This is a genomic window from Luteolibacter sp., assembly GCF_058122085.1.
Genome location: NZ_JBIKBQ010000102.1, coordinates 1 through 14867 on the forward strand (window position 1 = coordinate 1; position 14867 = coordinate 14867).

At 60.8% G+C, this 14867-nt stretch carries 10 protein-coding genes; 7 read left to right on the top strand and 3 right to left on the bottom strand.

The genetic code is table 11. The features are described from left to right. The first annotated feature begins 206 nt into the window (after positions 1-206). The 5 genes from AC4DF4_RS14505 to AC4DF4_RS14525 all read left to right on the top strand — a co-directional run bounded on the left by AC4DF4_RS14505 (position 207) and on the right by AC4DF4_RS14525 (position 5141). Entirely contained in the window at positions 207-482 is a 276-nt protein-coding gene (locus tag AC4DF4_RS14505; protein WP_490048826.1) for a transposase family protein, read from the top strand. A 59-nt stretch (positions 483-541) separates the two neighbouring features. Continuing rightward, positions 542-3802 (top strand): DUF1553 domain-containing protein, encoded by a 3261-nt coding sequence (locus AC4DF4_RS14510; RefSeq protein WP_490048827.1) that lies wholly within the window; start codon positions 542-544, stop codon positions 3800-3802. Positions 3803-3808: 6 nt separating this feature from the next. Then, positions 3809-4201: a DUF1501 domain-containing protein gene (locus tag AC4DF4_RS14515; protein WP_490048828.1), complete on the top strand. Its 393-nt coding sequence runs from the start codon at positions 3809-3811 to the stop codon at positions 4199-4201. A 26-nt stretch (positions 4202-4227) separates the two neighbouring features. Further along, positions 4228-4707, top strand: coding sequence for a homocysteine S-methyltransferase family protein (locus AC4DF4_RS14520; RefSeq protein WP_490048829.1), 480 nt, complete (start codon positions 4228-4230; stop codon positions 4705-4707). A 236-nt stretch (positions 4708-4943) separates the two neighbouring features. After that, positions 4944-5141 (top strand): hypothetical protein, encoded by a 198-nt coding sequence (locus tag AC4DF4_RS14525; RefSeq protein WP_490048830.1) that lies wholly within the window; start codon positions 4944-4946, stop codon positions 5139-5141. Between the two features lie 227 nt (positions 5142-5368). Here AC4DF4_RS14525 and AC4DF4_RS14530 read toward each other — a convergent pair whose 3' ends face one another. Together AC4DF4_RS14530 and AC4DF4_RS14535 are read right to left on the bottom strand one after the other, a co-directional pair. Further along, complete coding sequence (locus tag AC4DF4_RS14530; protein WP_490048831.1) at positions 5369-5929, bottom strand: TlpA family protein disulfide reductase; 561 nt, start codon at positions 5927-5929, stop codon at positions 5369-5371. Positions 5930-6477: 548 nt separating this feature from the next. After that, entirely contained in the window at positions 6478-10719 is a 4242-nt protein-coding gene (locus tag AC4DF4_RS14535; protein WP_490048832.1) for a PVC-type heme-binding CxxCH protein, read from the bottom strand. Positions 10720-11005: 286 nt separating this feature from the next. On the opposite strand from AC4DF4_RS14535, the gene AC4DF4_RS14540 reads away from it, so the two are divergent. Then, on the top strand, positions 11006-13096 hold the full coding sequence (locus AC4DF4_RS14540) for a LamG domain-containing protein (protein ID WP_490048833.1): 2091 nt from the start codon (positions 11006-11008) through the stop codon (positions 13094-13096). 96 nt (positions 13097-13192) lie between these two features. Here AC4DF4_RS14540 and AC4DF4_RS14545 read toward each other — a convergent pair whose 3' ends face one another. Further along, positions 13193-14254, bottom strand: a complete 1062-nt coding sequence (locus AC4DF4_RS14545) for a substrate-binding domain-containing protein (protein WP_490048834.1) — start codon at positions 14252-14254, stop codon at positions 13193-13195. A 35-nt stretch (positions 14255-14289) separates the two neighbouring features. Between AC4DF4_RS14545 and AC4DF4_RS14550 the strand changes: the two genes are divergently transcribed. Then, a partial coding sequence (locus AC4DF4_RS14550) for a hypothetical protein (RefSeq protein WP_490048835.1) occupies positions 14290-14867 on the top strand: 578 nt, incomplete at its 3' end.

The window sequence follows — 14867 nt, forward strand, 5'->3', positions numbered from 1 at the left end:
ATCGTCCATGCCGACGATGGTCTTGCGCAGCTCGGTGACGATCTTGTCTCTCGCTTCGCCGAGTCTCTCGACGGCCTGGATGTCTTCAGATTCGTTTGTCATTGTGTGTTTCGATTTCGGTGTTTGTTAAGAAAGTGATGAAGGCTCTTGATGGAATTCGGTGGAGGTTCTTGCTGCAAGTGTCCGGGGTCGGCAAGACTTTCTTGGTGAAAAGCACCGATTTTTACCGTCCGATTCTTGGGATCTCCGCTCCGTGGAAGATCGTGAACGTGGAACTCGACATGGAGGCCAAACGGGTTGTCATCACGGCGGAGGTGGACCGGGCGACCAAGTGGGCGCATCCCGAGACCAAGCAGGCGGCATCCCTGCACAAGTGGACGGAGAGGACTTGGCGGCACTTGGACACCTGCCAGTTCGAGACCGTCATCAAGGCAAATGGCTCAATTTCCTGCGGCCTTGAACCGGTAACCCTTGCAAGGTGAAAAATCCGGGAAATGATCGCGTATGGCTTCGTTCACCCGATTTGCCTGATCCCTCGCCCATGATTCTTCGAAATTCAATCGTCTGCGGTTTGGTGCTCGTCCTTGCCGGATGTGACCCTTCGGCCAAGCGCACCGTCTCCTCATCACCCGCCGGGGAAGGGGATGAGCCATCCTCAAGCCCCGATGCCCCGGCGGCTCCGGTCTCCTCGCTGCCGGCGGAAGTGTCGTTCAACGAACACATTCAGCCGATCCTCTCGGAGTATTGTTATCATTGCCACGGGCCGGATTCGAAGACGCGCGAACCGAAGGATGCGCCGCTGCGCCTCGATCAGGTGGAAGGCGCGTTCGCGGTGCGCGACGATGGCCGGCCGGTCATCATCAAGGGCAAACCGGACGAATCGAGCTTGATGAAACGGCTTCATGCCGCCGATCCGGACATGATCATGCCCCCGCCGAAAAGCCACAAGATCTTGAAGCCCGGCGAAATCGCGCTGATCGAACGCTGGATCGAACAGGGCGCCGAATACGAGCCCCATTGGGCCTTTGCTCCGATCAAGAAACCCGCGCCGCCCGACGCGGGCGACAAGTGGGCCGCCAACCCGATCGACCGCTTCATCGCGGAAAAACTCGACAAGGCCGGCCTCAAGCCGAATCCGCCGGAAGACCCGCGCCGCTTCCACCGCCGGCTGACCCTCGATCTAACTGGTCTGCCACCCGAACCCGCGGCCACCGATGCGTTTGTCAAGGCCCATGAGGCGGGCGCGCAGGCGGCCATCGAGGCGGAGGCGGATCGCTTGTTAGCCACGCCGGCGAGTGCCGAGCATTTCACCCGCCACTGGCTCGATGCGGTGCGCTACGCCGACACCCACGGCATCCACATCGACAACTACCGCAACATTTGGCATTACCGCGACTGGGTGATTGATGCGTTCCAGCGCAACATGCCGTGGGACCAGTTCACCACCGAACAAATCGCCGGCGACATGCTGCCGGACGCCACCGTCGATCAGAAAGTCGCCAGCGGCTACAACCGCTGCCTCGCCACCACCGGCGAGGGCGGTGCGATCGCCGACGAGTATCTGGCGATCTACGCCAAGGACCGGGTGGAAACCATGACCGCCGTCTGGCTGGGTCTCACCGCCGGTTGCGCCGCCTGCCACGACCACAAGTTCGACCCCGTCAGCACGCGCGAGTTCTATCAACTCACCGCGTTTTTCAGGAACTCCACGATGTCCGCCCTCGACGGCAACAACGCCTCGCACCAACCGGTCTTGTCCGTGCCGCGCATCGAGGACCGCAAGCGCATCGCCGCGCTCGAGGGCGAAATCGCCGCCGCGCGCAAGGACTTGACCGCCCCTAACACCGCCGTCCGCGCGGATTTCGACAAATGGCTGGCCGCACAATCGCCTGCGGCCGCCGCGGTTCCGGATCCATCGCTCGTGCTGCACCTGCCGCTCACCGAGCAGGACGGGCCGATTCACGGCACCGTCGGTGGCCAGCCGAAGGAATTTGCGGTTTCGATCGGACGCAAGCCCGGGCGGGTCGGCCAGGCCGTCGTGGCCAGCGGCGAACCCGTGGATCTCGGTGCGGGACTCGGGGACCTGGACATGAGCAAGCCGTTCACCGTGTCCGCGTTTCTCCGCATCGAGGGAAATCCCTTGGGCGCGGTGATTGCCCGGATGGATCCGGCGCAAGGCTTCCGTGGCTGGGATTTGTATTTGGAAGGCGGCCGCATCGGCGCCCATTTCATCGATGAATGGCCGGCCAAGGCGGCCAAGTTTCTATCGCCACAACCGCTGCCCGGCGGAACCTGGCAGCATGTCGCGATCACCCACGATCCGGCAAAGGAACCGCAGGACGCCTACCTGCTGTGGGTGAATGGTGAGCCGGCGAAGATGGCCCACGTGTCTAACGGCCAACGGGCGGCAATCCACACCGGGGTGCCCCTGCGCATCGGCAGCCGGGCGAATGGCGACAGCCGGCTGAAAGGCGGCGAGGTGCTGCTGCAGGATCTGCGGATTCATGACCGGGTGGTTCCGGTTGAAGAGATCAAGCGCCTGTCTTCCGAAGGGGCCTTGGCCTCGATCCTCGCGATCGCCGCGGCTCAGCGCACACCCGCGCAGAACGAGGCTCTTCTCGCGTCCTACATGGCGACTCACGACACCGCCTCGTCCGGCGTCCGGGAAAAAATCGCCGCCCTGGAAAAGCAACGGGATGAATTGAAAAAATCGACTTCCGACACCCTGGTGATGGACGAGAAAGCCGAGGTGCCTTTTGCCAACATCCTGGCCCGCGGCCAATACACCGCCCCCGGCGATCGGGTGACGGCCGATACTCCCGCGGTCTTGCCACCCATGGCGGCGGACGCTCCCAAAAACCGTCTCGGACTGGCACGCTGGCTGGCGGATCCGCTGAACCCCTTGCCGGCGCGCGTCACGATGAACCGCACTTGGTATTACTTTTTCGGCACCGGAATCGTCGAAACCACCGAGGATTTCGGGGTCATGGGCGCGCGCCCGAGCCACCCGCAATTGCTCGATTGGCTGGCCGCGGAGTTCATTTCCTCGAAGTGGGATTACCGCCACATGTTGAAATTGATCGCAACCTCGGCGGCCTACCGGCAGTCCGGGCAGGTGACGCCGGAGAAACTCGAAGCCGATCACGCCAACCGCTTGTTAGCCCGCGGTCCGCGCGTCCGGCTCGATGCCGAACCGATCCGCGACCTCGTGCTCGCCGCCGCGGGTTTGCTCTCGCCGAAAACCGGCGGGCCGTCGGTGAAACCCTATCAGCCGGAAGGCATCTGGGAGGCCGTCGCGATGAAGGAATCCAACACCCGCAACTACAAACAGGATGACGGCGAGAATCTCTATCGACGCTCGCTTTACACGATGTGGAAGCGCACCGCCGCGCCGCCGACGATGGAGATCTTCAACGCGCCGACCCGCGAGGCGTTCTGTGTCCGCCGCGATCGCACCAACACGCCGCTGCAGGCGCTGGTGCTGCTCAACGACCCGCAGTTTGTCGAGGCCTCCCGCGAGCTGGCCGCGCACGCGCTCAAGGCCGCGGCGGATGTCGATGGCCGCCTGGATTTCATCACCCTGCGCCTGATCGGACGGAAACTCGATCCGGACGAGCGCAAGATTGTCAGCAAGACTTTCGATGCCGCGCTGGCCGAATTCCAAGGCAACGCGGAAGGCGCCACCAAGCTGATCACCACCGGGGCCACGCCGCCGCCGAAGGATGCCCCCGTTCCAGAGCTTGCCGCCTGGACGCTGGTCGCCAGCCAGATTCTCAACCTCGATGAAACCATCACACGCTAACCTGCGATGACTCCGATCGAATTTCATAACACCGCCTACAGCCGCCGCCAGTTTTTCCGGAAATCCGGCACCGGCCTCGGCATGGCGGCGCTCGCATCCCTGTTGGGACAACGCGGCGTGTCCGCGGCGGAGGGCCTCGCCGGCTTGGAACACTCGCTGCCGCAGATCGCGCCGAAGGCGAAACGGGTGATCTACATTTCCCTCATCGGCGCGCCTTCGCAACTCGACCTGTTTGATTACAAGCCTGACTTGAAAAAGCGTTTCAAGGAGGACCTCAAGACCTGGCTCAAGGGCCAGGGCGAGCGCCTCACCGGCGTGGAACCGGCCAAGGTGCTGAAGGAACTCTTCGCCTTAGTCACATCATCATATCCAGATATGACGATGTGTTCCTTGAGTTGAATCCGGGAACCGACTTGGGTTGGCGCATGCCGCAGCCTGACCTCACCTCCGAACTCAAAATCGCCCTCGCCGGGCGGATCCTCGTGCTGGATGGCGCGATGGGCAGGACCATCCGCGCCTACGGCTTGACCGAGGCGGATGCCCGTGGCACGCGCTTCGCGGAAACCGAGAAGGACTTGCTCAACAACGGCGACATTCTCAGCCTCCCCCGTCCGGACGTCATCGGCGACATCCACAAGCGTTTCTACGAGGCGGGCTCGGACATTGGCGAAACCAACACGTTTTCCGCCACCGGCATCGCGCAGAGCGAGTTTTTCGTCGATGACCCCCGCGAGCACGGCGGTCGCAAGGACCCGGAGTTTTTCCAGAAAATCATCGAAAGCCCGTTCCTCAACGAACCCGCGTGGGAAATGAAGGTCGAGTACTCCCGGCTCTGCCGGAAATGGGCGGACAACATCGGCTCGGACACCGGCCGCAAACGTCACGTCGCCGGCGCGAGCTGCTAGGAATTTGCTTTCTGCGGGAGACCCCTGAAAGAGCCAATGCGTCGGCCCGGCCTGCCTGTCGTCTTGTCCGCCGTAGCTTTAGCGAAGGAGGAAGCCTTCTTGGCCTTCGTAGCTTCAGCCAAGTAGGCGGCGTAGACTGGAGGGCGGGAAAAAAGGGGATTGTTCAACGGACCGACTGGCGGAAGTTTCGGTGGCAGCTTGAAAGACGTCACCGGCACCCGAACACTGCCATCACGGTGGAATACGGCAATGATCTCGGCGGCTGGACTACGGCGGTGGACGACAATAACAATGTCGAGATCGAAGTGCCCCCCGGCACCCCGACCGACGCGGTGGTCGTGAAACTCAAGCGCTCCACCCTGGGTGCGACCGGCAAGATATTCGCCCGTCTCAAGGTAGTCGTGCCCCCCTGCCCCGCCCGTCGTCTGACATAAGATATCCTGGCAACAGCCTGGAATCCGGGCAGCACATGCTGCTGGTGGTTCGTCAAAACCGTCATGGAAGGGCGGAGCCTGGCGGACCTCCCGCCGCTTGGCAAACCGATTTGATGAGCCCCCTCCGGATGATCCGTCAAACCAACAACGAAACAGCGGCACCCCGGAGGGCGCCGCTGCCGACATGGCCGCCGCGGTCGCCCGGGCCGGCCCAAAACATCTGGAAATCACTTCAGAACCGAGTCGAGCAGTTTCTGGTCGAGCTTGGCGGGGTGGCCGATCCAACCGATCTTGCCCTTGGTGACGACAAACGCGCAGGGGATGCCCTTTTGTCCGGCGGCCTTAAACCAATTGGTGTAAATGGCTCCCTCGCCATCCGCCACGACATGGTAGCTCATATTGTCGCCTTGCTGCTCCACGAAAGCTTTCACTTCAGCGGGCTTTATCTGTTCGCGGATATTGACTCCGATGACGGTGACCTTGCCTTCATTGGCCTTGGCCAGTTCGCTCAGGTGGGGAAATACGGCGACGCAGGGGCCGCACCAGGTGGCCCAGCACTCGACGATGTAGGATTTGTCGGCCTCCATCTTGATCGGCCCGCCCTTATACCACTCGCCGACCTTCATCTCGGGAGCGGGATCGCCGATTTTGAGGGTGACGGCGGGAGCGGCGGGAGCGGCGGGAGCGGCGGGAGCGGCGGGAGCGGCGGGAGTGTCCTGGGCCAGAATGAGGCTGGTTCCCAGCGCGCAGGCGAGCAGGGCAACGGCGGATTGATTCAGTTTCTTCATGTGGTTGGTGGTGGTTCAGTCAGCAGAAGTTCGTTCCAGCTGCTACTTACCCCCTAAACCGAGACGATTCCGCATTCTCAACAGCCGCGCAAACTTTTTTTCCAGAATACAAGGAAATCTTCCCCTTCGACCGAACCCCGCTATTCAATCCGAACCTGCGGTCGCAGTCTGTTCTTCTCTTCTTGAGACAACCCCCATTTCCCAGCCCTCCAGTCTAGGCCGCCTACTTCGCCGAGGCTACGAAGGCCAAGAAGGCTTCCTCCTTCGCTAAAGCTTCCACCGTCGCCGGAGGCTATGGCGGACAAGACGGCGGACAAGACGGCGGACAAGACGACAGGCAGGCCGGGCCGACGCATTGGCTCTTTCAGGGGCCTCCCGCAGAAAGCAAACTCCTTGCAGCCCTTTTCTAACGGATACCCGGATCCTCAAAGAGTGGATCCAGCAAGGTGCCGCGTTGCCCGAAGAGCCTTTGAAACTGCAGCCCAAAGGGACCGCCCCGCGCTCCCGATAGTTTCGTAGGCTGTTTGCCATCAAAAACGAATCCCCACTCACCAAGTTGGAAGGAAGGTTCCGGCAGAGGATTCAAAGCGGAAATCCTCACCCGCTTTGTGGCGGATGACGATCTTGTGAGTCCCGGGTTCAAGGCGGACTTTGTTTTCCTTCACCGGCTGTCCGTCCACCCAAACACCCAACGGAGTTTGAGAAAACTTCAGTGAAACATCCGTGGCTGCGGAAATTTCCATGCGGATCCCTGTTAGAATTTCTTTGGCCGCACCGGCGAAAGTTGCGACATCGGCCGCTAACAACGTGCCGTTGACCGTGCCGTTGATAGCGATCCACGGCAGGGCGGAATCACCCTTGGCCGCCGTATCTGGCATCGTGTTTGTAAGTGGCATGATTGCCCAAACCCGCGGTGCGCGGCTCTTGGTTGCATCGAAATCTCCCTGTTTGCCGAGTTGGGAAAGGAACTTGAAAAGATCGAGTTGCTCTTGCTCTTTCAATCCCGCGATCAGGTTTGCGGGCATCAGGCTGCCGGAATCCGTGCGTTTCAGGATCGCGGCATCCTCCAGCGTAATTTCCTGCCCCGCAGCATCGCTCAGCACCACGCTGCCACCGCCACTGCGCAATAACCGCCCCATCAACGTGCGTCCATCCTTGGTGGTGATGACTACCGAGTGATAGCCCTCTTTGACCTTCACTGCGGGTAAAAGAATCGACTCCACGATATAGTCGAGTGGCGCGCTCGCTCCGATCGAAGTCATGTCGGGGCCGACTTTGCCACCGGCGCCACCGATCGCGTGACAAGCCATGCAAGCGAGGGCAGGTTGGCGGTAAATGGCTTCCCCACGGACAGCATCGCCTTTTTCCGCAGCCAGCTTGGCGAGACTAAGAATCGATTCCGCCGTCGGACCGCTGACGGCCGCGCCCCCGGCCTGCTGACGCAACACGCCGAGCAACTCGGCATGCTCATCGATATCCGGCACTGCAGGCAAGTTCAGAGCAGCGACTTTCGGATCGAGTGCCTGTTCGCGAAACGACTTTGCCAGTTCGCCAGACAATCCGCTAAGTGAGAGTGCTTTCTGCCAAAACGCGCGAGCTTGCGTAAGGTCATCGAGACCGGGAAGCAGCGCACGGATTGCGCCAATCGCGGCGCCGCGGTGATGACGGACAAGCGCCAGGGCGGCGGCGCGCTTCACCTCCGCCGGTGCATCTGAACCTGAGACAGCTAACAACGCATCACGCGCCGCATCGTTGGCGAAATGCGAGAGCGCATCGGTCGCCGCCAGGCGCAAGGTAGGCGATCCGGACGGATTTGAGGCGATCACCTTGACGGGCCCTAACAAGCCTTCCGCCCGCAACGCACCTGCCAAACGCAGGGAGGCGGCGGCAGTTTCTGGTGCGGGAGAATCAAACAAGCCTGACAAACGCATCGCGTCGCCCTTCGGCGTGACTTTTCGCTGGCTGACCATCCCTTCCAATCCACGCATGACAGTCGCCGCGGCAGGAGCATCAAACCCGCCATCTAACAGCTGGGCGAACGTCGCTCCGAGCATCTCCGGGTCCGCGGTCTTCATGGCGAGCCCGAGCCAGGGCCCCGAGCCGTCGCTAGGCATGGGCTTTGGCATCAGACTGCGGATTCCTTTGAGTCCCTTTTCCGCAGGCAAGTTAACCAAGGCGAAATCCAACGCGCCTTCGCGGCCGGCCAGCTGCAGCCGCCCATCTAACAACGCCTTCAGCCACACATCGCCTTGAGCACGCACGCTCAACCACAGCGCGTATTCGAGAAAGCGATCCATCGGCTGGCTCAGCACCTGAAAGGTCAGGTCCATCGGCTCGGCTCCGGACATTTTTGCAAGCGCCCGCACCGCCTCCAGACGAACCCGCGGATGGGGATCTTTGGTCGCCTTGTCCAACCATCCCAGCGCCTGAGCGCTGGGGAGACGGTTCAACTGATCTCCTAACATCCTTACCCCTGCTGCCCGAATCCGCCCGTCCGCGTCGCTCAAAACCCGGCCTAACAATCCGCGTTCCGATCCATCCGCCGGCATGCCGAGTCCTTCGCGCAACCACAGCGCGGCCAACCGCGTGCGCCCGTCCTTGGCTTTCGAGCTCCAAGTCTCGATCGAAGTTTTGAATGTCGCGCTCATCTTGCGCTCGACCAGAACCGCCATGGCTGCGTCGCGCTCGTAGCGATGATCGCTGGTTAACTTTGCCAATAAATCGGCATCCTTCGCCGCCGCCAGATTGCCCGGCAATGCGATGGCAGGCGCATCTTTTTTCGTCACTCGCCAGATCCGGCCATGCTCACGGTCGCGCCGCGGATCGCGGAAATCGACCTCACCGTGGTTGATGATAGGGTTCGACCAATCCGCAATGTAGAGCGCGCCGTCCGGGCCGATCTTCACATCGATGGGTCGGAAATTCACATCTTTGGTTCGCAATAAATCTCCAGCCTCCTGAGCGGCATAGCCCGAGCCCTGCTCACTAACGGAAAAGCGAACGATGCGGTGCGCGCGAAAGTCACAGGTGATCATCGACCCCTGCCACTCGGCTGGGAATTGTGGCGACTCAACGATCTCCAAGCCGCAGAACTTTGGATAGGATCCCGGGCTGATTCCGCCGAGAGTTTTCGCAGCTTTCGCATAGGTGAAATACATCGCTCCCGGGACACCCCAGCTGATGCCGTTGCCGCCTGCACCATCCGTCATGAAAGACTGGCCATACTTGTCAAACTGATGACCCCATGGATTGCAGAACCCGTAGAAAACCGTCTCCATTTTCTCCGTCCGTGGGTCGAAACGCATCAGACCACCGCTCCGCAAGCGCAGCAAACCGTTGGGAGTCTCCGTGTCGGTGCGGGTGTAGATACTTTGATTCATCCACAGCTTCCCATCCGGTCCTCGGCGCAGGGTGTGGATGTTGTGGTGGGTGTCCTCGGTCCCGAAGCCGCTTAGCACGCGCCGCATGGAGTCGGCCACGCCATCACCGTTTGTATCTTTGAAATGCAACAGATCCGTGCTCTGCCCGACATAACAGCCGCCGTCTCCCGGTAGAACCGCCGTCGGCATCATCATGCCTGAGGCGAACACCTTCGCAGCGTCCGCCTTCCCATCTCGGTTCGTATCCTCGAGAATCACGATCTTGTCGTTGGGCGTCTGGCCGAGCTCAACCTGCGGATAAGTCTCCGAGCTGGCGACCCACAGTCTTCCACGCTCGTCGAAGTTCATCTGCGTCGGTTTGTGGAGCATCGGGTTTTCCGCCCACAGCGTCACCTCGTAGCCATCAGCCACAGTGAATTCCGGATAGGGCTGCATGGTCTTCGCCGCCGCCTGTGATTCATTGCGGATGGGCGGCGCAGGGACGATCACCTTCTTGGAAAGGTCCCGCATTTGGGCGATACGCCCATCCTCTTCAACGACCAGTTGATCAAAGGCGAGGATTTCCCCAGCGTTGCGACCCTGCTCGCGTTTCCGGAAACCAAAAATGTACGCCATGTTGGCGGGTCGCGAGCGATGGAAGAACCACTCGTTTTTACGCAGGATCGCCTTGCGCAGTGCTTCGGCTTGCTCGCCTTGGTCCCACTGGTCTGCCTTCCAGCCGAGTTCTTTCTCAATCAAACGCGCCGCCATCTTGTAACCCACCGGAGTCAAATGAATCCCGTTTTCCGAGAACGTCTGCGCATCTTTAACGGGAAAATTCAGCGGCACGAAAACATGCCCGCGCTTCTGCGCCACATCACGCAACACCTCATTGATTGCCGCCAACGAAGCACGATGCCCTTTAACCGACTCCTCCATTTCTCCCGGACGCAGAAATCGTGGCGGCGCACCCAAAACCAGCACCCTTACCCCGCCTTCCAGCTTCGCCACCCGATCGAGCAAGCGCTCGAAATCCCGCTTGAACTCCTCAGGCGTCTGTCCGCCCTGCAAAGATGCCGCCATCCCGTAACCGGTGATCAACACATTTGGCTTATAGGTCGTCAATTGCGCCTCAAGTTGCCTCCAACCCTCATCCGCCGGCTCAAGCCCGGCTTGCAAGGGACTCAAGCCACTGCGCGAAGCCCCGGCCGGCGTGTCGGCACTCCAGCCAAGATTGCGAAACGTCACCGTCCGGTCAGGAAAGGCAGTGGTCGCAGCAAGCTCAATCCAGCCTTCATACTGCTCGCGCTCAATGAACGCGTCACCCAGCAAGGCGACGCGGTCACCCTCAAGAAATTCAAAACGGAAATCCGCTGACACGGAAACCTGAACTGCAAGGCAGGCTGCTAAAAAATAAAATCGTTTCATCATATGGACATAAGTTTGGGTGGGGCTTTCGAATCAAAAAAACCTCTTTCGCAGCCTTATACGATATGGAAATTGAAATCCTTTCCACACAGGGAAAATGCTAGGAATTTTCTTTTGGGGTGAAGGCCGCTGAGAAATCTCATGTGGGGACCGAAGGGCGGGGAAAAAGGGGTTGTTACTTCGAGCGGCGGCCAGCGCTGATGGATTTCAAATTTCAAATTTCAAATCTCGAATTTGAAATTTGAAATTTGAAATTAAATGATCATGCTTCCCCGCGATGCACCCTGACATGAGTTGTTTGCTGAGGAAAGTAGTCCGCCCGGAGGCGGTCTGGCGGGTCGCCGGCATGTTTTTGCTAGGCATGGTCGTGCAGGCATCAGCGGCGGCGTGTCCCGTGGCGTGGTGGAAATTCGACGGCCCGACGTCAGTGGATGCGGCGAGCGGCGTGACGGACACCATTGAGGGGAATTCCAAGTTCATGGCCGAAGGCGTGCGCGGCGGCTGCCTGAGGTTTGACGGATTCACCACCTTGGTGCGGCGCAAGGCGGACAAGGTTCCCGATCTGGAAAAGGGCTTCACCTTTCAAGGGTGGGTGGCATTGGCCGCTTACCCGTGGAATTGGACACCGCTGCTCGCCCAGCGGGATGCTGAAACGCGCGGCTATTCATTCGGCATCGACAGCACGGGACATTTCGGACTGCAACTGGCTGCGGACAACCGCTGGACAAGCTGCATTTCCTCAAAGGTATTGGAGATGAAAACCTGGCATCATCTGGCCGTCACCTATGACCCCGGCTTTGGCGTGCGGTTGTTTGTGGACGGTCAGGCCGCCGGCGCTTTTCAGTTAGACAAGCCGCTCGGTTTCGCCAGGGATGTGGATCTCTTCATCGGCCGCAACCACGATAAAATGGTTCCGGCACACCTGGTTAGAGACTGGGCGAAGTTCCCTTCCTGGTGGTCGCTCGACGGATTGTTGGATGAGTTGACCATCCACGACCGCGCGCTGGCCGCAGCGGAAATCCAAGCATCCAAGGCCTCCGTCACGCCACCCGGCGCACCGAACATCCCTCCCCGGAAGTTTCCGGATGTGGCCAAAGGCAGCCGGCGTTTCGGAGCCTACCCCACCCGACTGAGCTTCTACGAACAATGGGACGCCTTGTGGCAAACGGCCGGAAACCCGGACATCGTCGTCAAGTTCGACGAAATGCCGGTGCAAATGGTATTCTGGCGTGGCACACGATTCTCGCCTTGCTGGGTCAGCGAGAATGGCAAATGGATGGCCGACCAAAGCCTCGAAACCGGGGTCTGGCCGGAGGAATTGCTCCGCCGCAACGGGAAGGGCGCGGTCGGCTGCTGCGAACACATGTCGGACGTCGAGTGCCGGTTTTCCAACGTCAGAATCATCGAGAACACCGACGCCCGGGTCGTGATCCATTGGCGCTATGCCATGGTCGATGCCGCCTATCGTTTCGCCGATTATGACGAAGTTGCCGGGCAAGGACACTATGGCGACGAATTCTACTATATTTATCCGGACGGCGTCTGCAGCCGCGACGTGACCGGGTGGTGGCCGGATCCCGTGCACCGGGTCGACCAGGAAACCATCTTTCTCAGCGAACCCGGGACCCGGCCTGAGGATAACTGCGATCTGGCGGCGCTGAGTCTCGTCAACCTCAAGGGTGAAACCAAGACCTACTCGTGGGAAAACGGTTTTCCTACCCTGGATCTGGCGGACCCGGTGATTCAGATGGTCAATCTGAAATCGCGCTACAAACCGTGGATCATCGTCAAACCGGGCTCTAAAATCCGCACCTTCAAGGGGGAGGTGCGCAAGGAGTTCTCGCATTTCCCCTGGTGGAATCATTGGCCGGTCGCGCGGATTTCCAGTGACGGCCGCTATGCCATGGCACCCGACCAGGCGGCTCATTCATCGCTCACTGCGATTCATCAACCTGTTGGCGCTTTTCTTTACGGCACGACGAATCTGTCAGCGGCGGACATGCTGCCCGTGGCCAAGGCCTGGATTCATCCGCCAGCCATCAAACTCAACAGCACCGCATTTTCCAGCGACGGCTACAACCAAGACCAACGGGCATATCAGTTGAAGCGGGGCGATCCTGATCGTGATCTCGATATGGAATTCACCGGCAGCGCCGAATCGCCCGTGTTGAATCCGGCACTGGTGATCCAAGGCTGGGGCGAGCATGAAGCCGCACTCAAACTTGACGGCATCGAGGTTCCGCGAGGGAAGGATTTCCGCTACGGTTTCCGCCGTACGCTTGACGGCACCGACCTGATCGTCTGGATCAAATGCAAGGCAGTGAAGCCAACGCTGTTCGTGTTATCGGCCATCAAACCCGGTTTTCTCCCCGCTGGGTGAAAAAGCAAATTCATGGCATTCAACCGACGATGAATTTCACCAACGATGAGCGGAGATTTATCACATGAACATTCACCTGCCCATTCACCTGCCCATTCACCTGTCCTTCGCCGGTCCGATCGTCCCGCCCGCGACGAACTCCGCCTTGGTCAGCGTCTGCCGCCGGTCGTCCTTGCCGTGGCTCACGTTGGCCGCCCATCTCACCACGCGCCGCACCACCGGACGGTAGTCCCAGCGGATGTGGGCGACCGACGGCTCGCACCAGGCGAAGTCCGAGTCGTCGTCGGTGCAGACCAGCGAAACGTCTTGCGGCACGCGCAGGCCCCGCTTGGCCAGATAGTGGAACGCCGCGTTGAAGAGAAACGATTCGTCGAGAATCAGCGCGGTCGGCGGCGTGGCACCGAACAGCGAGTCCAGCAGCGTCACGAATCCCGTCTTGCTCTCCTCCCAGTCCGGCAGGTTGAAGGGGCCCGTCGGAATGCCGTGGGCCGCCAACTCATCCAGAAACGCCCGCTCGGGGTGGCCCGGTTGCGGCAAGCGTCGCTGACGGCGACACACCAGCGAGATGCGCCGATGACCGAGCCCGATCAAGCGGCCAGTGGCAGCTGCGAAGGGCGGCGCCTTGTCCGGCCCTGCGGCGGCGATCGACACCCGCCCCCGACGACCGAACATGGCGAAGGCTGGCTTGGGTTGCCGGGAAAACCATTCCAGAATCTCGCGCGAGCCGGAGACCACCACCCAGGCATCCGCCTCGGTCCGGTTGACCAAGCGGGCGACGCACCCCACGTCCATGCCAAGCTCGACGAGCGTCTTCGTGACGTGGAATGGTAGATGCCCCGCCTCCACGAGCAGGTGGAACAGTTCGATCTTGTATTCCTCACTGAAATGATCGGTCACCAGGAGCGCCACCCGCATCGGACGCGCCACTATGCCCTCGGGCAGCTCGATCCGCCGTCTGCGGCCCGCGCCCTGGGGCACCAGCAACCCATCCCGCTCCAGAATCCGCAGCGCCGCTTCCACCGTGTCGCGCCCGACCCCCAATTCAGTCGCCAGACGCGAGCCCCCGGGCATCCGCCCGCCCCAGTCCCCGCGGCACAGCTCCGCCCGCAGGTATTCCCCCACCTGCTCGGCGGCCGTCAACACACGAAACTTTTCCATGCCCGGAGATCTCTCGGAAATCAGGACAAGTGGCGATGAAAAAATTTCTTGCGGGTTTCGGGGGGGCGGATAACTCGAACTTAATCACACTCGTTTCAGGCGAACGGCATAAAAAAATCCTCACCAACATGGATAAACCCGTTTCCAAAGATCCACATAGCAAGGGCTTCGCACTGGTGGTGACGCTTTCGCTGATGATCCTGTTGACGATCATTGCCGTGGGCTTGTTGAGCCTTTCCGCAGTAACCCTGCGCAGCTCATCGCAGGGAGTGGCTCAGGCAGAGGCACAGGCAAACGCCCGGCTGGCACTGATGCTGGCCATCGGCGAGTTGCAGAAGCAACTCGGCCCCGACCAGCGTGTATCGGCCAATGGAGCGATCCTCGCCACCACCACCGTCCAGCACCCGAACTCGGCGGGCGTGTGGAATTCCTGGCAGGCGGGGACCCGGGCAGCGGGAACGACAAGTCCGGACACCCCCAGCGAGCACCGGACGATCCTGGGGGCCGCGAACAATGGCATGTCCCCCACCTACGTGGCCCAGCGCGGCGACCATTTCCGTGCCTGGCTGGTTTCCCTGAGCCAAAACCAAGCTGCGGATATCTCATCGGCCAG

What these genes read in the sequence shown, in the direction of transcription:
- AC4DF4_RS14510 (WP_490048827.1), top strand. Translation starts at nt 542, where the DNA reads ATGATTCTTCGAAATTCAATCGTCTGCGGTTTGGTGCTCGTCCTTGCC.
- AC4DF4_RS14515 (WP_490048828.1), top strand. Translation starts at nt 3,809, where the DNA reads ATGACTCCGATCGAATTTCATAACACCGCCTACAGCCGCCGCCAGTTT.
- AC4DF4_RS14520 (WP_490048829.1), top strand. Translation starts at nt 4,228, where the DNA reads ATGCCGCAGCCTGACCTCACCTCCGAACTCAAAATCGCCCTCGCCGGG.
- AC4DF4_RS14530 (WP_490048831.1), bottom strand. Translation starts at nt 5,929, where the DNA reads ATGAAGAAACTGAATCAATCCGCCGTTGCCCTGCTCGCCTGCGCGCTG.
- AC4DF4_RS14535 (WP_490048832.1), bottom strand. Translation starts at nt 10,719, where the DNA reads ATGATGAAACGATTTTATTTTTTAGCAGCCTGCCTTGCAGTTCAGGTT.
- AC4DF4_RS14540 (WP_490048833.1), top strand. Translation starts at nt 11,006, where the DNA reads ATGAGTTGTTTGCTGAGGAAAGTAGTCCGCCCGGAGGCGGTCTGGCGG.
- AC4DF4_RS14545 (WP_490048834.1), bottom strand. Translation starts at nt 14,254, where the DNA reads ATGGAAAAGTTTCGTGTGTTGACGGCCGCCGAGCAGGTGGGGGAATAC.